A 22,857-nucleotide genomic window follows, 5' to 3' on the forward strand; every position below is an offset into this window, starting at 1 on the left:
ACGTGAAATTATAGATTGTATTCGCATGGCTGTCTATTCCTACCCCGACCGCAACCAAGGAGACTGACATGACCAAGACGATCCTCATTACCGGGACATCATCGGGCTACGGCAAGGCCACCGCGGAACACTTCCTATCTCGCGGGTGGAATGTCGTCGCGACCATGAGGCGTCCTGACCCTTCGCTGTTCGCCGAAACTGACCGGCTGCGCGTGCTGCCGCTCGATGTCACCAGCGCCAAAAGCATCGCCGACCTGATCGGTTCTGTGGATTCGATTGACGTGCTGGTAAACAATGCCGGTCTTGGCGGTGTCGGTGCGTTCGAGGCGATGCCGATGTCCCTCATCCGACAGCTCATAGAGACTAACACGATTGGCGTTATGGCAATGTGCCAGGCCGTCATCCCGCAGATGCGCGAGCGCCGGTCCGGAACCATCATCAATGTCACGTCCAGTGTCACCTTGGGAGAGTTCCCACTCGCGGCAGCCTATACCGCCACCAAACAGGCCATCGAGGGCTTCTCGGCTTCGCTCGCGCATGAACTCGGCTATTTCGGGGTGCGCGTGAAGCTCGTCGAGCCGGGTTATGCGCCAACTACCCAGTTCGGGGCGAATGCCATCGTTCCTGTCTCGGAGCTCCTTCCCGGCGGCTATGCAGACTTCGCACGGCCGATCCTTGAGGCATTCGCGAATCCTTCCCTGACCACCACGGAAAGCGATGTTGCAGAAGCCATTTGGCAAGCCGTTCACGATACCGAGAACCAGCTTCGCTTTCCCGCTGGAGCCGACGCCGTCGCGCTGGCTCAGGCGCGCTGACGGAGGAAGAGCGAGGGCAGGAGTGGCTGGATTAGCGAAGCTTTCTGCTGCCCTCAGTCTCTTTTCCGGCGCCTGTCGATGGCAGGCGTCAGACCTGAGCCATGCCCCCATCAACGGCCAGTTCTGCACCAGTGGTAAAACTGCTCTCGTCGCTTGCAAGGAATAGGGCTGCGGCTGCCACCTCATCAGGTCTGCCCATACGCCCAAGAGGGATCATTCCGGATAGTGCGTCTCGAATTTCCTTTGAGGCCGCCGCCATCATCGCCGTATCGGTCGGTCCAGGGCTAACAACGTTGACGCGAATGCCTTTGGGAGCAAGTTCGTTAGCCCATGTGCGCGTGAACGAACGGACTGCGGCCTTGGTCGCACCATAGACACCATACCCCTTGGTTCCTATATCGCTCGCGATGGAGCCAATCAGTACGATCGTACCGCCGGGCTGCATGATGTCGATAGCACCCTGTACCGCGAATACAAGGGACCGGACGTTCAGGCCGAATGTCCGGTCGAAATGATCCTCTGAAATGGCTTCAAGGGGGGCGTATTCGGATAGGCCCGCATTGACGACGAGCACGTCTAGACGGCCCTGCTCTGATCGGATCCGCTCGACGACGCGCTGAAGATGGGCGTTGTCGCTTGCATCCGCCTTGATCGCGTGGATGCTGCCCATGCCGGCTGACTCTCGTGTGATCTCCCCGCCCTTGCGGCTGGTCGCGTATACCTGCGCTCCCTCGCTCGCGAACCTTTGAGAAACGGCTCCGCCGATGCCACCGACACCACCGATAACGAGGGAAATCTTGTTTGCTAATCTGCTCATGTTAACTCCATCAACACTGATGAAGGTACGATATATTCTCTATATCTACGGTCAATTACGCACTATGGGTAAAGCAGATATCGAGGAGTATACCCATGCCCGCAATGAAAGAAGGTCCGCTCATCAAAGCTTGCTCGTCTCATAGCCATAAAGCTGTCTCCGCCGAGGCGTTGCTGGACGTTGAGAAGGCGCGGCCAGTGCTTGAGCAGATCGCCAACAAGTGGTCGGTCCTGATCCTGACCGTTCTGTGCACCAGGCCGTCACGGTTCAACGAGATCATGCGGCGCCTTGATGGGATCACGCACAAAGCGCTCGCCGACGCGTTAAAACGCCTGGAGCGTAATGGGCTCATTCGCCGCGAAGTGCTTACGACGACAACGCCGGTCGGCGTCGAATATACCATTACCTCGCTTGGCCGCTCCCTTCAGCAACCTTTCGAAGCACTCTATGCGTGGTCCATGACCTACGGACCCGAGCTTGAGCGAGCGCAAGAGGAATACGATCGCGTTCGAGAGTAGGCAGCTAGCATCCGTTGACTTTCTGTTGCTTGGCCGGACCACACATCATGCGGCCGCATTCACGAGGTGGTCCGAGACGGTCGAGATGAACGCGCGAAGGCGCTGAAGACGTCGTAGGTCCCGGTGATATCCCATCCAGATGTCTCGCGCCGGCGGGGGCATCGGCAGGTCCAGTCTGCGGATACCCGCGATCTGATCGCCGACCACGCGGGGCAGGACGGCGATACCGACGCCTTGCCTGCACATGCGCCCCTGTACGTTGCGGTTGTTCGATCGCAGGACCGGTCTCGCGTTCGGGAAACTCTCGATGAGCCAGGCGATGTCGGGGAACTGTCCGGTCGACGTATCGTGGGTGATCAGCCGGAAGCCGGTCCCGTCGCCATATTTGGGATCAGGCGACTCCTCGGCGATATAGACGCCGTATTCGAGCCTGAAGAGCCGCCGCTGAACGACATCGGCAGTGTCGAACGGAACGATACGAAAAGCGACGTCGGCCTCCCGCTGGGCAAGGCTGAACAGGCGCGTGCCGGTCAGGATCTCGACGTCGACATTGGGGTAGGCTTTCGAGAAATCCGCCAAAATTGGAGGCAGGACATAGGCCCCGAACCAGTCCGCTGATGAAACGCGCAGACTGCCTTTGAGATTTTGCTCCTGCCCCGCAAGCCGGCGCTCCATGGCCAGAGCGCCCTCTTCCATTTGCTCGGCCAGCGCGATGATCCCGTGGCCCTCTTCGGTCAGGACAAGACCGTTGGCGGTCCGCTGGAAGAGCGTGTGACCGATCGCCTGCTCAAGTGCGCGCAGGCGTCTGCCGACGGTCGGATGGCTTGTCTGAAGGGAACGCGCGGCGCCGCCGAGCGTGCCGGATCGCGCCACGGCAAGAAAGATTCTGACGTCACTCCATTCCATCGTCATGCCCCCCACAAAACTGAACGACGAGAATACAGTTTTGTCACTTAAAGAACAAATCTAAACACCTAGATTTTTGTCATCGTCCGGGCGCGCCCCTTCTGCAGATTCGACGCCTTTGATGAGGCCGCTCGGGTGAAGGCAACTCGCCGTTGGCGTCATCTGAAAACAAGTCGGAGACAAATTTATGAAAACTTGGCTCATCACAGGCTGCTCAAGTGGTTTCGGCAGGCGGCTCGCGCTCGCTGCAGCGCAGCGCGGCGATCGGGTCGTCGCAACGGCCCGCAATGTCAAAGTGATCGAGGAAATGGCTGAGCCTTTCGGCGGCCGCATGATCACTTTGCCACTCGACGTGACCGATGCGGCGGCAGCTGAGGCAGCGGTCGCAAAGGCGATCGAGACCTTTGGCGGGTTTGACGTACTCGTGAACAATGCCGGTTACGGACTGTTCGGCGCGATCGAGGAAGGCACGCCTGAGGAATATCGGCCGATGTTCGAGGTGAATGTCTTCGGTCTGGTCGAAACTACCAGAGCCGCCCTTCCAGTCCTGCGGCGTTCGGGCGGAAGGATTGTCAACATATCATCCGGCGCGGGCATCGCGGGCAGCGGCGGAGCTGGATATTACAATGCTGCCAAGTTCGCTGTGGAAGGGATTTCCGAAGCGCTCGCCGGTGAGCTGAAGCCATTCGGCATCCGCGTGTTGATCGTCGAGCCTGGGCCGTTTCGCACCGATTTCCTTGGACGTTCGATCACGATGGCGGCCAACGAGATGCCGGAATACGCCGCGAGCTCGCGCAAGCACTATCGCGAAACCAACGACGGCAATCAGGCCGGCGATCCCGACAAGGCGATCGCGGTGATCCTCAAGGCAGTCGATGCCGATGACGCCCCGCTTCATCTGCCGCTCGGCCCCGCCGCGCATTCGATCGCCGAGCGAAAGCTGGCTTCCTTCCGCAGCGATATCGACGCCTGGCGCGACATCACGATCGCCACCGATTTCGACCAGCCCTGAGCGCCGGCCGCGACCTCTGTTTGAACATCAACATCGACTGGAAAGTGATCATGATCGCAACGTTGAAGGGGTTTACCCAGCAGCTGGTGCCGGTGAATGGCATCAAGATCAACGCCATTACGGGGGGCGCAGGCCCGCCGATCCTTCTGCTTCACGGTTGGCCGGAAACATGGTGGGAATGGCACCATGTGATGCCGCTGCTGGCCGAGCAGTTCAGCGTGGTGGCGATGGATCTGCGCGGCGCAGGCTTTTCCGACTGCCCGCTTGACGGCTATGACAAGACGACGATGGCGCGCGACGCGCACGAGGTCATGGTTGCCCTTGGGCATGAACGTTACGCCGTGTGCGGCCATGACATTGGCGGAATGGTGGCGCTGCCGCAGGCCGCCATCTATCGGGAGGCTGTTACCCGTCTGGCCGTCCTCGACGTTCCGCTTCCCGGCTGGACGCAATGGGAGGCGACGACCGCAAAGATCTGGCACTTCAGCTTCCATATGAACCGGGATCTACCCGAGCGCCTGATCCATGGCCGTGAGTATGACTATGTTTCGGCCTTCATGGCCGAGCGGTTCTACGATCACAGCACCTTCAATCCGGCGGACGTCGAGATCTACGCGAAAGCGATGGCCCTTCCTGGCCGCACGCGCGGCGGCATGGAATGGTATCGTACCCTTGCTGCCGACCATGCGGCCGCACTCGAATACAAGAAGCGACCGCTCGAGATACCGGTGTTAGGTCTCGGCGGGGAGCAGCGCTTTGGCGCACATATGGTGCCGATGCTTCAGGAGTTTGCCAGCAATGTGACGGGCGGCTCGATTGCGCGGTGCAGCCACTATGTCGCTGACGAGCGGCCGGATGAGGTAGCGGCAGCTCTGATCGATTTCCTCAAGGCCAATTGAAACTCTGCAATCGCCCCGTCGTAGGCTCGGGGGTTGCGGCATCGCGGGCGAGTTGCGCCTGCACCTATCGCGTTCGATCGATTAAATAGAAAAGGAAACTGTCATGACCGCACCTGTCATTCGCGGCGTCAATCATATCGGCATCACGGTGCCCGACATCGAAGCAGCAAAATCGTTCCTGGTGGAAGCTTTCGGCGGCCAGGTGATCTACCAGTCCTTCGGACCGCAGGATCCGCCGCGCCACGGACCCGAATTCGAGCGGGCCACTGGTGCTTTCCCCGGAACGGTCGTGCGTGCGCAGGCGATGGTCAAAATCGGAACCGGACCTGACATCGAGCTCTTCGAAATGCACGGCCCCGAACAAGCGCAGCCGGTTCGAGCGAGCGACTTCGGCATTACGCACTTCGGTGTCTACACCGACGACATCGACGCATCGGTGCAGCGCTTCGAAAAGGCTGGAGGCACGTCTCTTACCGCGCCGCGCGCTATTCCCTACGCAACCGAAAAAGGTCTTGGAAACAAGGTCTGCTATTGCCGCATGCCATGGGGTACGACGATTGAGTTTATCACTACGCCCGACCGCATGGCCTATCATGACCAGACGGATCTGCGCAGGTGGCAGGACGAGGAATGAGCATGAGCTTGGAACATACAACGTCCCGCCGCAGCTTTCTGTCCCTCTCGGCAATGGCTGCGGCCTCGGCGCTGGCAGGTTGCGCCTCCACCTCCACCACCGACGGGATGGTGGGGCAGCAACCGACGCCTCCCTCAAATCCGATCCATGCAGTCCAGACGCCCCCTGCGCCGACGGAGGTCGAGCTGGCCGCCATGTACGGCCCGATCGAGGATGGCGGAATTCTGATCCCGGCCGTTCCCTTCCGGCAGATCGATCCGCGCTATTATCGCCAGCAGGTCCTCGATCCGACTGGCGAAGCACCCGGTACAATCGTCGTCGACACCCCCACGCGCTTTCTCTACCTGGTTCAGCCCGGTGGAACCGCAATGCGCTATGGTGTTGGCATCGGCCGCGAGGGCTTCGCCTGGCAGGGCGATGGCGTCATCCAATGGCGTCAGAAGTGGCCGCGCTGGAAGCCGCCGAACGAGATGGTCGCCCGTCAGCCGGAACTGGCGAAATACTCCATCGAGAACGGTGGTATGGAGCCGGGTGTGAAAAACCCTCTTGGCGCCCGTGCACTCTACATCTTCTCCGGCGGCCAAGACACGCTCTACCGTCTGCATGGCAATCCAGAATGGCGCTCGATCGGCAAGGCCGTATCGGCAGGCTGCGTGCGACTGCTCAACCAGGACATCATAGACCTCTACGATCGCGTCCCGATAAAGGCGCCGATCGTCGTAAAGCAGTAAACCCTGACGTTCGTCTCCCTAGCCAGGGAAGAGACATTTCCATCGGGCGATCTCAAAGCCTCAGTCACCCCCAGAATCCACGCGCGTGCCGAATCCTCTGAGGAAGAGGATTGCTCGCACACGGATCAAGACCGATTTCGCAACACAAATATCAAAGGAACTAACGATCATGTCGATTTTCAGCAAAGCAGCTATTGGCCTAACGGCCGTGTTTCTGTCTTCTGCCGCCGTGACAGCGCCAGCCTTGGCCGATGCAGGAAACATCGTGCTCGTTCATGGTGCGCTCGTGGATGGCTCGGGCTGGCGCGGCGTTTACGACACTCTGACCCGCGACGGCTATAATGTCAGCATTGTCCAGCAGCCGTTGACAGGCTTGGACCAGGACGTCGAGGCAACCAAACGCGTGCTTGACCAGCAGGACGGCGACGTCGTTCTCGTCGGTCACAGCTACGGGGGCACGATCATCACGGCGGCAGGTGATGACCCTAAGGTCAAGGCACTTGTCTATGTTGCAGCCCTCCAGCCGGAAAAGGGCGAAAGTACCGCACAGTTGCTCCAATCGATGCCTTCACCGACCAATGATATCAAGCCGACCAAAGATGGCTTCCTGCTTATCGACCCGGCAAAGTTCGCGGCTGATTTCGGGGCGGATCTGCCCAAGGATCAGGCCGAGTTCATGGCCCGGTCTCAGATGCCTGTCGCCGTCGCTGGCACCGATGCGCAGGTTTCGATTGCCGCCTGGCACGACAAGCCCAGCTACGGCATTGTCGCGAAGAACGATAAAACGATAAACCCCGACCTGGAGCGTTGGATGTACAAGCGTGCTGGCTCAACCGTCACCGAGATCGACGGTAGTCACGCCCTCTACATCTCGCAAGCGGCAGCAGTTGCGAAGGTTATCGAGGAAGCAGCCAAGGCTGCCAAGTGACAACAGATTAAGTGGCTTGCGATTGCCGCTTGTCTCTATGAACTCGTTGGCTGCGTCACGTCCTATCGCGTGACGCAGCTGATTTGGGACCTGGCCATTTTTCTCAATCCGAGGCGCTGCCATGGGGTCGCATCTCATCAAGGCCTGCCCTCAAGGGTTGCGGGATCAATATTGTCCAAGAATCGGTCCGGACACCCGATTAAAACCAAATGATCAAACAGGACCTCGATGCGCTTTCCTTGGGAATCCGTAGCATAGACCTCACAGCAGCCGGCCACAGGGTCGCATCACGTCTTCGGCTTTGTACTTCCGCAAAAAGCCGAATAGAGCGCGCTGACAACATCCGCCACTTCGGGCCGCGCAATACGGTAATAGACCGTGGTCCCTTCGCGGCGCGCCTCGACAAATCCGTCCGCGCGCAACCGCATGAGCTGTTGCGACATCGGCACTTGCTCGATTAGCAATTCCTGGCGCAATTCGGCGACGGATTTTTCGCCTCCCACCAGAGCACACAAAACCAGCAGGCGCTGTGGATGAGACAGGCTGCGCATCAGTTCGGCTGCCGACTCTGCGGCTGGGATCATTTCTTCTACATTCATATTCTTGAATTTATAATCTTTGAATGTTACATGCAAGGCATACGATGCGCCAGACGGGCGAGGAACTCAATTCGAAAGCCGGATTTCACCGGTTCAGCTGAATTGAGGCAGATCAAGGCAGTTTCGCGCGGCGCGGGAAGAATAAGCCAACCGCTTTGGAGGAATTACCATGTCTCATATCGTCGTCCTTGGTGCAGGTCTTGGCGGAATCATAATGGCCTACGAGATGAAGTCGAGGCTTCGGCGCGAGGACCAAATCACCATCGTCAATCTGGGCTCCACCTATTCGTTCGTTCCCTCGAATCCGTGGGTTGCCGTCGGCTGGCGGCAGCCGGACGACATCACCATTGACCTAGCTCCCGTATTGAAGCAGCGCGGTATCGAACTGCGGCCGGAAGGAGCCGAGCGGATCAACCCGGTTTCCAACACCATTCGTCTCAACGGCGGCGACATCATCGACTACGACTATCTGATTATCGCAACCGGTCCGGCTCTCGCCTTCGACGAGGTGCCCGGGCTCGGCCCGGAAGGATATACCCAATCCGTCTGCCAGACCGGTCATGCCGTGCAGGCGAAAGCTGCCTTCGACAAGCTCGTCAAAGCGCCGGGACCGGTCGTGGTCGGCGCTGCGCAGGGCGCTTCCTGCTTCGGTCCCGCCTATGAATTCGCCTTCATCCTGGAGACGGCGCTCCGCAATGCGCGGGTCCGCGATCAGGTGCCGATGACCTTCGTGACGCCAGAACCTTATATCGGCCATCTCGGGCTTGACGGCGTTGGTGACACCAAGGGACTCCTCGAAAGCGCTCTGCGGGAGCGTCATATCAAATGGATCACCAATGCGAGAACGACGAAGGTCGAGCCAGGCAAACTTTTCGTCGAGGAAGTGAACGACGACGGTACCGTAAAAGCGGCGCATGAACTTCCGTTCGCCTTCTCGATGCTTCTGCCGGCTTTCCGCGGCGTGTCGGCCGTTGCCGGCATCGAGGGGCTGACCAATCCGCGAGGTTTCGTCGTCATCGACAAACACCAGCGCAATCCAACCTATCCGAATGTTTTCGCCCTTGGCGTCTGCGTCGCAATTCCCCCGGTCGGCAAGACGCCACTTGGGGTCGGAGTGCCGAAGACGGGCTTCATGATCGAATCAATGGTCGCTGCGACGGCGGAGAATATCGCAGCCCTTCTCAAGGGCGAGGAGCCCAAGGCTGTCGCGAGCTGGAATGCAGTCTGCCTTGCAGACTTCGGCGACGACGGTATCGCTTTCGTGGCGCAGCCGCAGATCCCGCCGCGCAACGTCAACTGGTCGTCTCAGGGACGCTGGGTCCATGCGGCCAAGGTGGGCTTCGAGAAATATTTCCTGCACAAGGTCCGGCAAGGCAAGAGCGACACGTTCTACGAGAATCTCGTGCTCGACATGCTCGGAATCAGGAAATTGAAGGAAATTCATATCGAGACGGCCGATTGAGCGCTGTCCCGGAGACGAAGGAGAAGACAATGACAATCGACCGCGCCGTCATGATGTTCGCTGGCCTCATGGTCCTCGTGTCCCTGGCGCTCGGCTTCTACGTATCGCCCTGGTGGTATCTGCTCACGATCTTCGTCGGGCTCAACCTTATACAGGCTTCGATCACAGGTTTCTGCCCGGCGGCAATCGTCTTCAAGAAGCTCGGGATTAAGCCGGGAACGGCATTCGACTGAGCGACGGATACAGAGCCGCCTTTTCTCCTCCAACCGCGGGCGCGACAGGAAATGCTGCAGCCCGGAAGAATAGTTGCTCCATGTTTCGACCTGTCTTTCATCTTTCCGGCGTTGTTCTCCTGGCGATGGCGGCCTTTGCAGGCCAGCATGCCAGCGCATCCGAGTTCGTTGTGAAACCTGTCACGATTACCGAGATGAAGGCGGTTTTCGGCCAGGTCGAGAGCCATATCGTCGTTCCAGCTCGCGCCCGCATCGGCGGTTCCGTCCAGGAAATCCACATCAGCGAAGGCGATCAGGTCCGGGAAGGTCAGACCATCGCCCTCATCGTCGACGAGAAGCTTGCACTTCAGCTCAGCGCCGCGGATGCCAAAATCGAGGCGCTCAATTCGCAGCTCGCCAATGCGCGTATCGAGCTTGAACGGTCGCAGCAACTCCGGGAGACGGGTACTGCAAGCCAAGCCCGCCTGGACCAGGCACGGATGCAGTTCGAGGTTGCCACGAACCAGGTCGCCGCGGCTCGGGCCGAAAAGGCGGTAATCGAGCAGAACGCCCGTGAAGGCGAGGTTCTCGCGCCGGCGGCCGGTCGGGTGCTCACCGTGCCGGTCACCCTGGGCTCCGTCGTCCTGCCGGGAGAGGAGATCGCCCGCGTTGCGCCTGGACCCTATTATCTGCGTCTCTCGCTGCCGGAGCGCCATGCCGCGGAAATCGTACAGGGCTCGCAGGTCATGGTCGGAGAGCGAGGGCTGGTGCGGTTGCCTGGTGAAGTTATGCCCGCTCGCCCAGGGCGGATCGTCAAGGTCTATCCGGAAATCACCAATGGACGCGTGCTCGCTGACGTCGAGGTCGCAGGTATCGGCGACTACTTCGTCAAGGAACGTACGCTCGTATCCATCCCCGTCGGCAAGCGCACCGTCCTGTCGGTGCCGCCGGAAGCGGTCCGCACGGTCCATGGCGTCGATTACGTGAAGGTGGCCACCGCCGATGACGAAATGGACGTTGCCGTGATCCTGGGCGAGATCTTCGATCAGGACGGTATGAAGCGCGTGGAGATCCTGTCGGGCCTCGGTGACGGCGATCGGGTCCTGCTGCCATGAAAGTCGGTATAGCTGGCGGACTCACCCGCGCCTTCATTGCTTCATCACTGACGCCTCTTTTCCTGTTGGCCGCGCTGGCGCTCGGCATCGTCGCCCTGCTGACGTTGCCGCGCGAGGAGGAGCCGCAGATTTCCGTGCCGATGGTCGATATTCATATCGATGCGAACGGGCTCAAAGCGGAGGATGCCGTCAAGCTTGTCACTGAACCGCTCGAGACAATCGTCAAGAGCATTGACGGAGTGGAGCATGTCTACTCGCAGACACAGGACGACGGGACCTTGGTCACCGCCCGCTTCGAGGTCGGCACCAATGCGGATGCCGCCATCTTGCGGGTGCATGAGAAGATCCGCGCCAATATGGACCGCATTCCGGTCGGCATTCCCGAACCATTGATCGTCGGCCGCGGTATCGACGACGTGGCGATTGTCGTCGTTACCCTGAGGCCGAATGAGGTGGCGGTCGCGCGCTGGTCGGCAAACGACCTCACCCGACTGGCGCGGGAACTGCAGGTCGAAGTGTCCAAGCTATCGGATATCGGCCTCACCTATATCGTCGGCGAGCAGCCGGAACAATTCCGTGTGGAACCGGATCCCGAAAAGCTCTCGCTCTACGGCATCACTCTCCAGCAGCTTGCGGCCAAGATCGACGGCGCCAACCGCTCGTTCCGCATCGGCACCGTCCGTGACGACGGCGGCCAGCGGGCCATCGTGGCCGGCCAGACCCTGCAAGCGCTGCCTGAGATCGGCAACCTGCTGCTCACAGCGCGCGATGGTCGTCCCGTCTACGTGCGCGATGTCGCAAACGTCGCGCTGGCGACCTCGCCGGCGGAAAACCGCGTCACCGACATCCGCAAGGTTGCGGATCGGCTGGAGCGGGCTCCGGCGGTTTCTCTTGCCATTGCCAAGCGTCCCGGTACGAATGCCGTGGTGATCGCCGAGGACATCCAGCACCGCCTCGAACAGGTGCGTGGCCAGATCTTCCCGAAGGATGTGGAGATGACGGTCACCCGTAATTACGGCGAGACCGCCAACGAAAAAGCCAACGAGCTACTGTTCCATCTCGCATTGGCAACGGTCTCGATCATCGTGCTCGTCGCGATCGCCATCGGCTGGCGGGAGGCCATTGTCGTCGCCGTCGTCATCCCGACGACGATCCTGCTCACGCTGTTTTCCGCGTGGATCATGGGCTATACGCTGAACCGCGTCAGCCTCTTCGCGCTGATCTTCTCGATCGGCATCCTGGTCGACGACGCAATTGTCGTCATCGAGAACATCGCGCGCCACTGGGCGATGCACGATGACCGTTCGCGTAGAGAAGCAGCCATCGACGCGGTGGCGGAAGTCGGCAATCCAACCATCGTTGCGACGCTGACCGTCGTGGCCGCCCTTTTGCCCATGCTGTTCGTGTCAGGCATGATGGGTCCCTATATGAGCCCAATCCCTGCCAATGCTTCCGCCGCCATGTTGTTTTCCTTCTTTGTGGCGGTGATCCTCACGCCATGGCTGATGCTGAAGGCCAGCACGGAGCACGGTGCCGTAGGACACGGCGCGGAAGACCCAGGTGGCATGCTCGGCCGGCTCTATGTCGCGGTCGCTCGGCCGATACTCAAGACCAAAGCGCGCTCCTTGGCATTTCTCCTGATTGTCGGCGTCGCAACGCTGGCGTCGCTCGGGCTCCTCTATACCAAGCATGTGACGGTGAAGCTTCTGCCGTTCGACAACAAATCGGATCTCCAGGTCGTCCTAGACCTGCCGAAAGGATCGTCGGTGGAAGCTACAGATCGTGCGCTGCAGGCTGCAGTTGACCGGCTCGCTGTGGTGCCCGAGATCGTTTCGTTCCAGACCTATGCAGGAACGGCGGCGCCATTCGATTTCAACGGACTGGTGCGCCACTATTATATGCGCGCAAATCCCGAACAGGGACAGGTGACAGTGAACCTCTCGCCCAAAGGCCAGCGGGAACGCGCCAGTCATGCGATCGCGCTCGAGATGCGCGAGCGTCTCCGCGGGCTGGACCTTGCCGTAGGAACCGTGGTGAAAGTGGTGGAACCACCACCTGGTCCGCCGGTGATGGGCACCCTGCTGGCCGAAATCTATGGGCCGGATGCCGAAACCCGGCGAGCGGTGGCCGGCAAGGTGCGCGAGGTCTTTGCAAGCATCCCCTTCATCGTCGACGTCGATGACAGCTATCACAACCATCCGGAGCGGCTGCGGATTGCGATTGACCAGGACAATCTCGAATATTACCGGGTTGAGCAGACCGACGTCTACGATACGCTGCGCTATCTCTATGGCGGCGCTACCGTCGGCTATTCCCATCGCGGCGGCCGCCAGCCGATCCCAATCCGGATGGCATTGCCGAAGGAAGCCGACATACTGGACGAGCGCGCGCTGACGACGCCGGTTCCTGCCAATGCTCTGCCCGGCGGGCGGGGTGTGGTCGAGCTTGGCGATGTAGTCAGCGTCGCCCGCGAAGCCGCATCCTACCCGATCTTCCGGCACAATGGCCGCGCCGCCGAGATGGTGATGGCCGAGCTTGCGGGCGCCTACGAGGCACCGATCTACGGAATGCTCGCCGTGCAGGAGGCGAGCGACAAGATCGACTGGGGCGACCTGCCAAAGCCCGTGATTGCGCTTCACGGGCAGCCAGATGACGAGACCCACCCGACGCTTCTGTGGGACGGCGAATGGGAAGTGACCTGGGTGACCTTCCGCGACATGGGAGCGGCCTTCCTGGTGGCGATCCTCGGCATCTATATACTCGTCGTCGCCCAGTTTGGTTCCTTCAAGCTGCCGCTCGTCATCCTGACGCCGATTCCGCTCACCTTCATCGGTATCATGCTGGGGCACTGGCTGTTCGGCGCGCCGTTCACGGCGACTTCGATGATCGGGTTCATCGCTCTTGCAGGCATCATCGTGCGCAACTCGATCCTGCTTGCCGATTTCATTCGGCATGCGCGCCGGCCTGAACGGCCGCTCATCGACGTGCTGCTGGAGGCAGGCGCTATCCGCTTCAAGCCAATCTTGCTCACTGCGCTTGCGGCGATGATCGGTGCAGTGGTGATCCTTGCCGATCCGATATTTCAGGGTCTGGCGATCTCGCTGCTCTTCGGACTTGCCTCCTCCACGCTCCTCACGGTGCTCGTCATCCCGGCCATCTATGTCGTGCTGAGGGGAGGCCCGCATCCGGATCGACCGTCACCCGAATCTCCTGAACCGGTCGATAATGCTCCGATCTCAAGCTGAAACAGAAAAGTCGTTCCATGAGCCACTATATCGCCGTCTCCACTGGCTTTGCGGCTCGGCGGGCTACTCTTCAGGGCACCGAAATCTCTCCTGGAAGATATGAGCGCTTCCGCCGGTGATCAAATTGGCGCGGCCTGCCTGCGGTAGAGAGGAAGTGTGATCGATGGTGGTCATCTCCTCATGGTCTCATCGATAAAACTGTCCCAAATATCGAGGCGAAGGCATGAATGACGCCCCGACACGCGAAGACCTCCTGCGGTGGAATCAGCGATTTTCATGTATACTGCGTCGCAGCTGTGCACCGCCTTCGGCACGCTCGACATCCTCCATCTCAAGGAACACGACAGCGAATTGCGCGAGAGACCAGGGCACGATGGCATGGCAGCGCTTGTTGACCTCGTCGCCCGCAAGCCAGTGTGAGGCTTCGTTCTTTGGGGGCGGACACCAACGGAGAAACGAACTCCGCAAGGTCGCGCCCTCTAGGTCGTGTGGACAATTATCTGATCCATAGCACGACGGCGGCGATTGTGACGACTGCGAGATAGTTTCGTGCTGTTTTCTCGAAGCGCGTTGCGACCCTGCGGAAGTGCTTGAGCTTGGAGAAGCAGCATTCGATGAGGTGGCGCTGGGCATAGAGGTGCTTGTCCAGCTTGTGTTTCTTGGCACGGGAGGGATTATTGGGGATCACCGCCACAGCGCCTTTGTCCGCAATTGCATCACGCAGACGATCACTGTCGTAGGCGGTGTCGGCCATGACGATATCGGCGGGCAGGCCTTCGATCAGGGCATCGGCCTGTGGCGCATCGCCCTTCTGGCCGGCGGTCAGAGTGAAGCGGACCGGGCAGCCGAGACCACGCACCGCCATGTGGATTTTGGTGCTCAGGCCGCCACGGGAACGACCAAGGGCTTGATCTTCAGCCCCTTTTTTGCGCCGGCAGCGTGCTGATGGGCGCGGATGATGGTGGAATCGACGATCAGATACTCGAAGTCCGGATCATCTGACATCGCTGCAAACATGCGCCACCAGATGCCCTTCTCGCTCCACCGGCTGAAACGTCGGAAGACACTGTTCCACTCGCCGAACACTTCTGGCAGGTCACGCCAAGGCGAGCCCGTGCGTACGATCCAAAGCACGGCTTCCACGAACATTCGGTTATCGCGGCCCGAAGACCCCCGCGTCCGATCGTCACCTATGATGTGCGGCGATATCCGCTCCCACTGCTCGTCCCGTAGAATCAACCGGTCCAATACACCCATGACTGCCTCCAAAAGACAGTCTTGAATCTGATTTGCTCAGCCTTGGGAATCCCAAGAGTCCACACGACCTAGGGCCTTGTCAGTTGCAATTGTGCAAGGCGGCAAGACGAGATCGGGATTGCGATGGACCATTATTGACTTGGGTTGGCCACGCAAGAGAGCATGCGATTTCGGATGATGGAAGATCTTCAGAGGCAGAACCTGAAACGTGCAGGTGTAAATTTTGAAGGGCAGAACGATGGTAGCCTCTTCGAGTGGGCAGCCGAAAAACCACAAGATATTCCTGGATGCTGAAATGGAGGCAGAAAGAACGCTTGCATTCCTCAGACTCCTCTCAGCGCTCATTCTATCTATTCCGCATTTTTCGGCGCTTTCCCTCAATCAAATGGACAGAGCTTTCGGAGTGCAGTTGCCATCCATGCTTGCTCTGGCAACTTTTTTCCTAACTGGGATCCTCGCCTTGCTTTTGATCCGCCACGGGCAATTCCGCTCGTGGATGCGATATGTGTTCGCGATCATCGATGCAATCATGATCGCTTCGGTCTGCTATCTGTCGCTTAAGCTGAATAGCCTTTCGGGAGAGTGGGTTTTTGCAGCCCCGGTAATCTGGGCTATCCCGCTTCTGCTAACGGTTGGTGCGCTTCGCTATCGACCTGCTATTCAGATCTGCTCCACTCTTCTATCTGCTTTTGCCTTGGCGTATTTATTGGTCTCTCACCTGCTTCTGATGCTCAGTCAGCATCCTTGCCGGGTGTAGAGCGGCTTTTTTCCCTGTTGCCTTCAATTATGCGTTTGTGCCTCATTCTGCTGACCGGTCTGGCCTCGGTTGTCGTAATGTGGCGCGCGCGGTCATTGCTGATCCAAGCAGAGAAGCAGGCCTATGCCACCGCTGCATTGGCTCGATTTCTGCCGCCTGAAATCGTTCCTCTTGTTGCTGAAGGCGATGAATGGATTCAGGGGCGACGGCAGGTCGTCACCGTGCTGTTTGTCGATATCAGGAATTCGACGCAAATTGCCGAAGGACTCGACCCAAAGGCGCTGTCGCAACTCATCTCATCCTTTCGGAGAATCGTTCAGCGTGCAGCCAAGGAAAACGGCGGTGTGATAGACAAATTCATCGGTGACGGGGCGATGATCGTGTTCGGGGTGCCTGATCCAAGCGCCGACGACGCAAGGCGAGGATTGAACTGCGCGCGCGATATTCTTCGACTCATCGCGGAATGGCATATCGATTCTCTCACATCGCATCACCTCACCGTCGGCTTAGGTGTGCACCGAGGAAAGGTATATTGCGGTATTATTGGGCATGAGAACCGGCGCGAATTCACGATTATCGGCGATGTGGTAAATGTTGCCTCGCGTATCGAGCAGGCGACGAAGCAATTTAGAGTCCCGTTTCTCGCCTCTAGGGATGTCGTGAGTGCCGCAAATGAAGGTGACGGATGGGAAATTATCAGTTCGGAGCCGCTTCGTGGCAAACAGGATTCAGTCTCTCTCATGGCGCCAAAGATTTGAACGGGACTTGTGGGATGCCGGCGATAGTATGAAGTTGCCAGGTATATGAGATGGGCGCCCTCGATGGCCGAAGGTTTAGCGCAATGATCAGGTTTATCGTCGTGGTACTTTGCGTCCTCTGCCTGACGCTTCCAGCCGTTGCACAACAAGCCACCGACGGAGCCGAGCTTTTTAAGGAGCGCTGCAGCCGGTGTCATGCCTCGGCCGCATCCGTGCTGCGAAGACTTCCGCAGGGGCCGGCCATTCGAAGAGAGGTCCTTTCATCGCTGCTTGCCCATCACCACGGGCCAGATGAGGCTAAGAGGGTAGCGTTGATCGACTGGCTGGTGGCGCAATGATCCGTCAGCGTAACGCGAAGCCGAATGCGAGGGCCATGACGGCAACGCACAGGCCGGCAAATCCTCTGAGAATACGGCAATCTTTCACTGAGACGGGGCCACCGCCATAGCTGAAGCGTTCGTATCGTATGCGGTCGAGCGGGACGCCCATTGCATGCAGGGCGTCGGCCGCAAACGTCATCATACCACTCGGGCCGCAAATCAAGACATTTACGGCAGACGGCTCGACATCGGTCAAAAGCTTTCGCAGGTGCTCAAGAGTGAGCGGCCCACGGCCGACCGGCGCATCGGCAGCCGTTGCGTCATCCGCCAGAATCGTGATCTCGGCCGACGGGCAGGTGGACTGCAAAACTTCGAGCTTGACGAGCGCAGCTCGACTGCGGGCCGTGTGGACAAGCCGTATCCGGCGGTATTCGCTACGATGGTGGACATCAGAGAGAATGGAAACGATAGGCGCCAATCCGACGCCGCCCGAAATCAGAATGAGCGTATCGCTTTCCGGCAGTCCGTCGAGGGTGAAGCTGCCATGTGGACCATCGATCGCAACCTGTGACCCGACGGGCACGATTCCGATCCGCGAGGTGAAATCGCCAGACTCCTGGATAAGGAACGCGAGACGCCTTTGGCAAGGCGCCGACGCGATGGAGAAGGGATGGTCCGAAAATCTGCGACCGAAGCGAAGCCAGACGAACTGTCCGGCCCGAAAGCGCAGGCCGCGCTGGTTTTCAAGCTGCAGGAGCCAAAGCCGGTCGGCCATGCGTGTGATACTTGCCACCCGCCATGGCGGGCTGCGCCAGACGGTTAAATGCCGTAAAAGCCAGATCAGGATCGAGCCGAGTGTCAGAACCAGCCAGAAGAGCCTCAGTCGCTCATCGGCGGCATAGGTACCCTGCGCGAGTATATGCTTCAGAGAAAAGAGCAGCGCTGCCAGAACCAGAATGCCGTGGCTCAGCCGCCACAGTCCATAGCTCCCAGGCAGGCGATCACGCAGGATGGCCGCCAGCGTGATCAGGAGGAAGAGGGCTAGTGCCAGCAAGCCTGTTATCAGTCTTGGAGCGGCCAACAGGTTCCCAAGCCGAACCAGTGTGCGAGAGGGGGTTGTGGCATCGAATGGCCCGGCCAGAAGTATCGGGTGTGCTACCAGCAGGATCAAAGCGGCGGGCGCGGCCCATTTATGGAATGCCATGGTCACATCGATGCCAATCCGCCCCGACAGGAAAGGGACGCGCCCGCTGCTGCCCAGTTGAGCAACCATCATCACCATGCCAACCATCCCGGCTGCCGCCGCACCTTCTGCGAATGGACCCGCAGGCGGAATGTCACCGATTGCGGAAAGGAAAAGCGGTAGAGCTGCGAAGCCAAGATAAAGTGCGACAAGCGCCCATCTTGGCAGACCCTGTCTGCGTGAACCCGATATTCGGCGATCACGGTCAGTATTCACGCCTCCGCCTCCTTTGACTTTCGATCGCAAAACAAGAATGGGATATCGGTTGCAGTCGCAGGCACTGGGCGATCATGCGACATCGACCTGATTACACGCAGGCCAGTGGAGAGTAGCGGAACTCCTCCATCGAAACGGCATCGCGACCGGGGAGAATTGGCAAAGTCGAGCAAAACGCTTTCAGTTCGGTCGAACGCGGGCACTCAAATCAGTACCAACAGCCGCGCCGATATTCCCATGGGCTCACCTGTCCGTCGCTGCCTGATCGGCCGCTTTGAAATGATCCTGCGCTTCGGCAAGGAACTCCGTCAAGACAGTCGTGGCCAAAGCCACAATTAGAAGCGTATGCCGCTTTTTTTCATGATGCTTCTCCCTTTTTCCTTAATTGAGATTTCAGGGAACTGCATTGGCGGTCGGACTTCATTGACCCCTGTCAACATCATCGTCTTGACGGATGCACAGCGTCGGACTGACATGGCAAGCCTCTCGGTTCCTTTCCGCCAAACATGCGAGCGTGGTTGCTGCTTTCTCCTTCTCCACCAGCAGCAAGCGCGGTGAAGCCGGTCATCGAGGTTGCCGTGAACGATGCGCCGAACAGCCAGTGCCTGGTATGATGCCGATGAAGGTGAGCGATGTTAGCGTCAGAACGACGAATTCCCCGGTGTTCGTCAGGCGTGCAATGCCGAGCCGAGGCTCCGGTAGAGCATGTAGGCGGCGACGACCAAAATTAAGGTGGCAAATAGGCTGTTGAGCGTACCCTTGCGCGCTGCGAGATGCCTGGCGAGGTATGAGCCTGCGACGCCGCCGAGGACGCCGCCCGCGATAAAGATCGCCGCGAGTAGCCAATCCACATAGCCTGAAAACGCGTAGTTCAGCGCGGTGGTCAGACCGAAGGCCGTGACGGCGACAAGCGACGAGCCGATGGCGTAGAGGATCGGCATATTGGTCGATGCGATCAGTCCTGGCACAATCAGGAAACCTCCGCCAATTCCGAAGAAGCCCGAGAAGATGCCTGTCAGGCCACCGAATCCTGCCACTTTGTGTATATTCTCACGTGAGCATTGGGCGCCGGGATTTCCCTCCGCGCCGCGTTTGCGAAACATCAGCACGCCGACGACCAGCATCAGCAGGGCGAACAGGATGAGCAGCTTTTGGCCATCGACCATTTTGCCGAAGCTTGAGCCCATGAAGGCGCCGACGACACCCGCAACGCTGTAAACGCCGGCGCAGCGCCATTTGACGTTGCCAAGCCTTGCATGGCCGACAAGGTTGGCAAACGCGTTGGCGGCGACGGCGAACGCGCTGGTGCCGATCGCCAGATGTGCGCTCGGCACGCCGACGACGTAGACCATCAGCGGGACAGCCAGGATCGAGCCACCGCCGCCAAAAAGACCGAGCGTGAATCCGACCAATCCTCCCGAGAAGGCTCCGAGGCCATATTGCAGCGGATCGAGCATCATGCGCTTATTCCGAAGCTACCCGTCAGGCAGCATTCTCCTTGAGTTCCGGACTGACAAGCCACTCGCGGCCCTTCAGCATGCCGTGCCAGTAGATCGGTGGCAGAGCCTCTGCCTTCAGATACCAGGCAAGGCTCGATGGCCTGGTGCCGTCGATTAACCAGGTCGGGAAGGTCGGCAGCAGCTTGCCGCCATAGCCGAACTCGGCGAGCACGATCTTTCCGCGCTCGACGGTGAGCGGGCAGGAACCATACCCGTCATAGGCCGCCCGCGTCGGTTTTCCGTCGAGCGCGGCAAGCACGTTTTCAGCGACGATCGGGGCCTGCTTGCGGGCGGCTGCAGCCGTCTTCGCGTTCGAGGTGGCCGCAGCATCGCCGAGCGAGAATATGTTCGGGTAGCGCTTGTGCTGGAGGCTCACCTCGTCAACCTCGATCCATCCAGCCTGATTGGCGAGCGCACTGTTGCGTACGAAGTCTGGCGCGACCTGTGGTGGACAGATATGGATCATATCGAATGCGAGCGTCTCCTCAGTGACAGTGCCGTCTGCCGCTGTCCGGGCAAAACGAGCCTCCTTCTTCAGTCCGTCCACCGAAAGCAGCTTCGATCCGAAGTTCAGGTCAGCCCGATACCTTTTGACATATTCCATCAGCGCCGGGACGTATTCCTTGACGCCAAACAGGACCGGTCCGGCATTGTGGAACTCGATGGTGATGTCGTTGATCCGGCCCTGGCGGAACCAGTGATCGCCGGAGAGATACATCGCTTTCTGGGGCGCGCCGGCGCATTTGATCGGCATGGAGGGCTGCGTGAACAGGGCGCGGCCGCCCTTGAGGTTCTGAACCAATGACCAGGTATAGGGCGCGGTGTCGTATCGGTAGTTGGAGGTGACGCCATTACGGCCGAGTGTTTCCTCCAGACCCTCGATTGCCGCCCAGTTCAACTTGATGCCCGGAGCCGCGACCAGCATGCGATAGTTGATGCGGCGATGGTCGGACAAGACAACGCAGTCATGCTCGGGGTCGAACTCGGCGACGGACGCCTTTTCCCATCTGACTCCGTGCGGGATCACATCGGCCATGGGCCGGACGGTATCTTCGGGCTTGAAGATACCGCCGCCGACCATGGTCCATCCGGGTTGGTAGGCGTGCCGCTCAGAGGGATCGACAAGCACGATATTAAGGCATTTGCGTCGCTTCAGCAGGCTGGCGGCGGTGGCAATCCCCGCAGCTCCCGCGCCGACGATCAGCACATCGCAGGCCGATGCGGCTTTCAGATCTTTCGCATCAGGCATTGGAAACAGACGGGGGCGAAGCTTCGACAGGTCGTATCCGGCGGCTTTGGTGGCTTTCAGGGCGGCATCGCCTCCGATCTCCGGCGCCTGCGAAAGCGCCCAAAGGGTCGCAGCACGCGTTCCCGACCGGCAGAAGGCAAGTATGGGCTTTGGCAGGTCCTTCATCGCCTCACCAAATAGTGCCACGGAGCGATCGCCGATGCTGGATGCGACGACAGGGATATGTCGAAATTCAAGGCCGGCGCCTTCTGCGGCCATGCAGACCATGTCGGCATTCGGCTGACCATCTTCTTCGCCATCCGGCCGGTTGGAGATAATCGACTTGAAACCGAGGCGGGCGAGTTCGTGCACGTCTTCAAGTTTCATCTGCGGCGCGACACTGATGCTGTCGTCGACTTTGCGAATATCCATGAGGCTTCTTCCTTCAGTGAGCCCGAAGCGGCGCGACCTGCCGGGACGAGACGATGCGATAGGCGAACATGGCGGCCAACATGGCCACGGCGAACAGGGCCGCCTCCCAGCGACCCGTGAAGAGTGATGCGATTGCCGAACCGGGGCGCTGCCGAAAGGCCGACAAGGAGGTCACGAGAGCAGCCAGATGAAGCTAAGGTCAGACATTGGGAATGCCAGTCGATTTTAGAGAGTGTTGACCGGGATCTTGAGGTAATGCACGCCATTATCCTCGGCCGGCGGCATCTGTCCGCCGCGCATGTTGACTTGCACCGATGGCAGGATGAGCTTGGGCATTGAAAGCGTCGCGTCACGGGCGTTGCGCATCGTAACGAATTCGTCTTCGCTGACGCCCTCGTGGACATGGACGTTGCCGGTGCGCTCTGCACCCACAGTCGTTTCCCACGCATAGTCGTCACGACCGGGCGCCTTGTAGTCGTGGCACATGAACATACGGGCATAATCCGGCAACCGCGTTAGCCGCTTGATGGAGCGATAGAGGGTCCGGGCATCGCCGCCGGGAAAGTCGCAGCGTGCCGTGCCATAGTCCGGCATGAACATCGTATCGCCGGGGAAGACGGCATCACCGACGACATAGGCGAGGCAGGCTGGCGTATGACCTGGGACATGCAGGACGGTCGCATCGAGATTGCCGATCTTGAAGCGGTCGCCGTCCTGAAACAGCTGATCGAACTGGCTGCCATCGCGCTGAAACTCGGTACCTGCGTTAAAGATCTTTCCGAAAACCTCCTGAACGCGGATGATTTCCCGGCCGATAGCCAGCTGCCCGCCGATTTCCTTCTGTAGAAACGGTGCGGCCGACAAATGATCTGCATGAGCATGCGTCTCAAGCAGCCACTGCACTTCGAGAGTTTCAGATTTTATGTAATCGATGAGCGCTTGCGCGGATACGTTCTTGGTCCGCCCGGACGCTGCATCGTAATCGAGGACGCTATCGATAATCGCGCATGCGCTCGAGCCCGGGTCTCTAACGACGTGGCTGATCGTAAATGTCGCGGGATCAAAGAACGAACGCACTTGAGCGCGTTTTCCCGGATCCTCGAGCGAGCCGTGAACAACGGCTGACGCGTGAGCGAGGGGGATATCAACTGCGATGTCGGCCATGTCTGCCTCCTGATAAGAGCTATAAAATACATATTTACAATAACTATGCAAGTATGTATTTTCAATAGTCATGAAACTGAGCCTCCGCTA

General features: G+C 59.4%; 23 protein-coding genes. 14 read left to right on the plus strand and 9 right to left on the minus strand.

Annotation, left to right across the window (positions count from 1 at the left end; genetic code table 11):
* Positions 1-68: 68 nt before the first annotated feature.
* On the plus strand, positions 69-815 hold the full coding sequence (locus tag ACK9YZ_RS31850; RefSeq protein ID WP_216759925.1) for an SDR family oxidoreductase: 747 nt from the start codon (positions 69-71) through the stop codon (positions 813-815).
* An 88-nt stretch (positions 816-903) separates the two neighbouring features.
* On the opposite strand, the gene ACK9YZ_RS31855 is transcribed toward ACK9YZ_RS31850, so the two are convergent.
* Positions 904-1,632: an SDR family NAD(P)-dependent oxidoreductase gene (locus ACK9YZ_RS31855; RefSeq protein ID WP_416067455.1), complete on the minus strand. Its 729-nt coding sequence runs from the start codon at positions 1,630-1,632 to the stop codon at positions 904-906.
* Positions 1,633-1,727: 95 nt separating this feature from the next.
* Between ACK9YZ_RS31855 and ACK9YZ_RS31860 the strand changes: the two genes are divergently transcribed.
* Complete coding sequence (locus ACK9YZ_RS31860) at positions 1,728-2,150, plus strand: winged helix-turn-helix transcriptional regulator (protein ID WP_216759927.1); 423 nt, start codon at positions 1,728-1,730, stop codon at positions 2,148-2,150.
* A 45-nt stretch (positions 2,151-2,195) separates the two neighbouring features.
* Here ACK9YZ_RS31860 and ACK9YZ_RS31865 read toward each other — a convergent pair whose 3' ends face one another.
* Positions 2,196-3,056, minus strand: a complete 861-nt coding sequence (locus tag ACK9YZ_RS31865) for a LysR family transcriptional regulator (RefSeq protein WP_216759928.1) — start codon at positions 3,054-3,056, stop codon at positions 2,196-2,198.
* Between the two features lie 187 nt (positions 3,057-3,243).
* Here ACK9YZ_RS31865 and ACK9YZ_RS31870 point away from each other — a divergent pair, with 187 nt between their 5' ends.
* From ACK9YZ_RS31870 to ACK9YZ_RS31890, 5 genes are all read left to right on the plus strand, one after another.
* Entirely contained in the window at positions 3,244-4,068 is an 825-nt protein-coding gene (locus tag ACK9YZ_RS31870) for an oxidoreductase (RefSeq protein WP_216759929.1), read from the plus strand.
* Positions 4,069-4,118: 50 nt separating this feature from the next.
* Complete coding sequence (locus ACK9YZ_RS31875; RefSeq protein WP_416067456.1) at positions 4,119-4,967, plus strand: alpha/beta fold hydrolase; 849 nt, start codon at positions 4,119-4,121, stop codon at positions 4,965-4,967.
* Between the two features lie 103 nt (positions 4,968-5,070).
* On the plus strand, positions 5,071-5,601 hold the full coding sequence (locus ACK9YZ_RS31880; RefSeq protein WP_416067457.1) for a VOC family protein: 531 nt from the start codon (positions 5,071-5,073) through the stop codon (positions 5,599-5,601).
* 2 nt (positions 5,602-5,603) lie between these two features.
* A complete protein-coding gene (locus tag ACK9YZ_RS31885) occupies positions 5,604-6,332 on the plus strand; it encodes a L,D-transpeptidase (RefSeq protein WP_416067458.1) in 729 nt (242 codons plus the stop codon).
* A 169-nt stretch (positions 6,333-6,501) separates the two neighbouring features.
* A complete protein-coding gene (locus ACK9YZ_RS31890; RefSeq protein ID WP_416067459.1) occupies positions 6,502-7,260 on the plus strand; it encodes an alpha/beta fold hydrolase in 759 nt (252 codons plus the stop codon).
* 287 nt (positions 7,261-7,547) lie between these two features.
* On the opposite strand, the gene ACK9YZ_RS31895 is transcribed toward ACK9YZ_RS31890, so the two are convergent.
* On the minus strand, positions 7,548-7,859 hold the full coding sequence (locus ACK9YZ_RS31895; RefSeq protein ID WP_416067460.1) for an ArsR/SmtB family transcription factor: 312 nt from the start codon (positions 7,857-7,859) through the stop codon (positions 7,548-7,550).
* A 169-nt stretch (positions 7,860-8,028) separates the two neighbouring features.
* Here ACK9YZ_RS31895 and ACK9YZ_RS31900 point away from each other — a divergent pair, with 169 nt between their 5' ends.
* From ACK9YZ_RS31900 to ACK9YZ_RS31920, 5 genes are all read left to right on the plus strand, one after another.
* Positions 8,029-9,321, plus strand: a complete 1,293-nt coding sequence (locus ACK9YZ_RS31900) for an NAD(P)/FAD-dependent oxidoreductase (protein WP_416067461.1) — start codon at positions 8,029-8,031, stop codon at positions 9,319-9,321.
* A 29-nt stretch (positions 9,322-9,350) separates the two neighbouring features.
* Entirely contained in the window at positions 9,351-9,554 is a 204-nt protein-coding gene (locus ACK9YZ_RS31905; protein WP_416067462.1) for a DUF2892 domain-containing protein, read from the plus strand.
* 80 nt (positions 9,555-9,634) lie between these two features.
* Positions 9,635-10,648 (plus strand): efflux RND transporter periplasmic adaptor subunit, encoded by a 1,014-nt coding sequence (locus ACK9YZ_RS31910; RefSeq protein ID WP_416067463.1) that lies wholly within the window; start codon positions 9,635-9,637, stop codon positions 10,646-10,648.
* Positions 10,645-13,893, plus strand: coding sequence for an efflux RND transporter permease subunit (locus ACK9YZ_RS31915; protein ID WP_416067464.1), 3,249 nt, complete (start codon positions 10,645-10,647; stop codon positions 13,891-13,893). The genes ACK9YZ_RS31910 and ACK9YZ_RS31915 overlap by 4 nt, the downstream gene beginning before the upstream one ends.
* Positions 13,894-14,169: 276 nt before the next feature.
* Complete coding sequence (locus ACK9YZ_RS31920; RefSeq protein WP_416067465.1) at positions 14,170-14,313, plus strand: hypothetical protein; 144 nt, start codon at positions 14,170-14,172, stop codon at positions 14,311-14,313.
* Positions 14,314-14,389: 76 nt separating this feature from the next.
* Here the strand turns inward: ACK9YZ_RS31920 and ACK9YZ_RS31925 are convergent.
* Positions 14,390-15,150, minus strand: a protein-coding gene (locus ACK9YZ_RS31925) for an IS5 family transposase (RefSeq protein ID WP_221111278.1) whose coding sequence is annotated in 2 segments (ribosomal slippage) — positions 14,390-14,823 and positions 14,823-15,150 — 762 coding nt in all. Because the reading frame shifts where the segments join, the coding sequence is not laid out codon by codon here.
* 238 nt (positions 15,151-15,388) lie between these two features.
* Between ACK9YZ_RS31925 and ACK9YZ_RS31930 the strand changes: the two genes are divergently transcribed.
* On the plus strand, positions 15,389-15,907 hold the full coding sequence (locus ACK9YZ_RS31930; protein ID WP_416067466.1) for a hypothetical protein: 519 nt from the start codon (positions 15,389-15,391) through the stop codon (positions 15,905-15,907).
* A complete protein-coding gene (locus tag ACK9YZ_RS31935) occupies positions 15,895-16,665 on the plus strand; it encodes an adenylate/guanylate cyclase domain-containing protein (RefSeq protein ID WP_416067467.1) in 771 nt (256 codons plus the stop codon). Before ACK9YZ_RS31930 ends, ACK9YZ_RS31935 begins: the two co-directional genes overlap by 13 nt.
* A gap of 342 nt (positions 16,666-17,007) precedes the next feature.
* On the opposite strand, the gene ACK9YZ_RS31940 is transcribed toward ACK9YZ_RS31935, so the two are convergent.
* The 5 genes from ACK9YZ_RS31940 to ACK9YZ_RS31960 form a co-directional block, all read right to left on the minus strand.
* Positions 17,008-18,276, minus strand: coding sequence for a ferric reductase-like transmembrane domain-containing protein (locus tag ACK9YZ_RS31940; protein ID WP_416068474.1), 1,269 nt, complete (start codon positions 18,274-18,276; stop codon positions 17,008-17,010).
* An 836-nt stretch (positions 18,277-19,112) separates the two neighbouring features.
* Positions 19,113-19,904, minus strand: a complete 792-nt coding sequence (locus ACK9YZ_RS31945; protein WP_416067468.1) for a sulfite exporter TauE/SafE family protein — start codon at positions 19,902-19,904, stop codon at positions 19,113-19,115.
* Positions 19,905-19,926: 22 nt separating this feature from the next.
* A complete protein-coding gene (locus ACK9YZ_RS31950) occupies positions 19,927-21,603 on the minus strand; it encodes a TIGR01244 family sulfur transferase (protein WP_416067469.1) in 1,677 nt (558 codons plus the stop codon).
* 13 nt (positions 21,604-21,616) lie between these two features.
* Positions 21,617-21,778: a hypothetical protein gene (locus ACK9YZ_RS31955; protein ID WP_416067470.1), complete on the minus strand. Its 162-nt coding sequence runs from the start codon at positions 21,776-21,778 to the stop codon at positions 21,617-21,619.
* Between the two features lie 50 nt (positions 21,779-21,828).
* Entirely contained in the window at positions 21,829-22,767 is a 939-nt protein-coding gene (locus tag ACK9YZ_RS31960; RefSeq protein ID WP_416068475.1) for an MBL fold metallo-hydrolase, read from the minus strand.
* Between the last annotated feature and the right edge of the window lie 90 nt (positions 22,768-22,857).

The organism is Rhizobium sp. ZK1 (assembly GCF_047782645.1).
Taxonomy (GTDB): Bacteria; Pseudomonadota; Alphaproteobacteria; order Rhizobiales; family Rhizobiaceae; genus Rhizobium.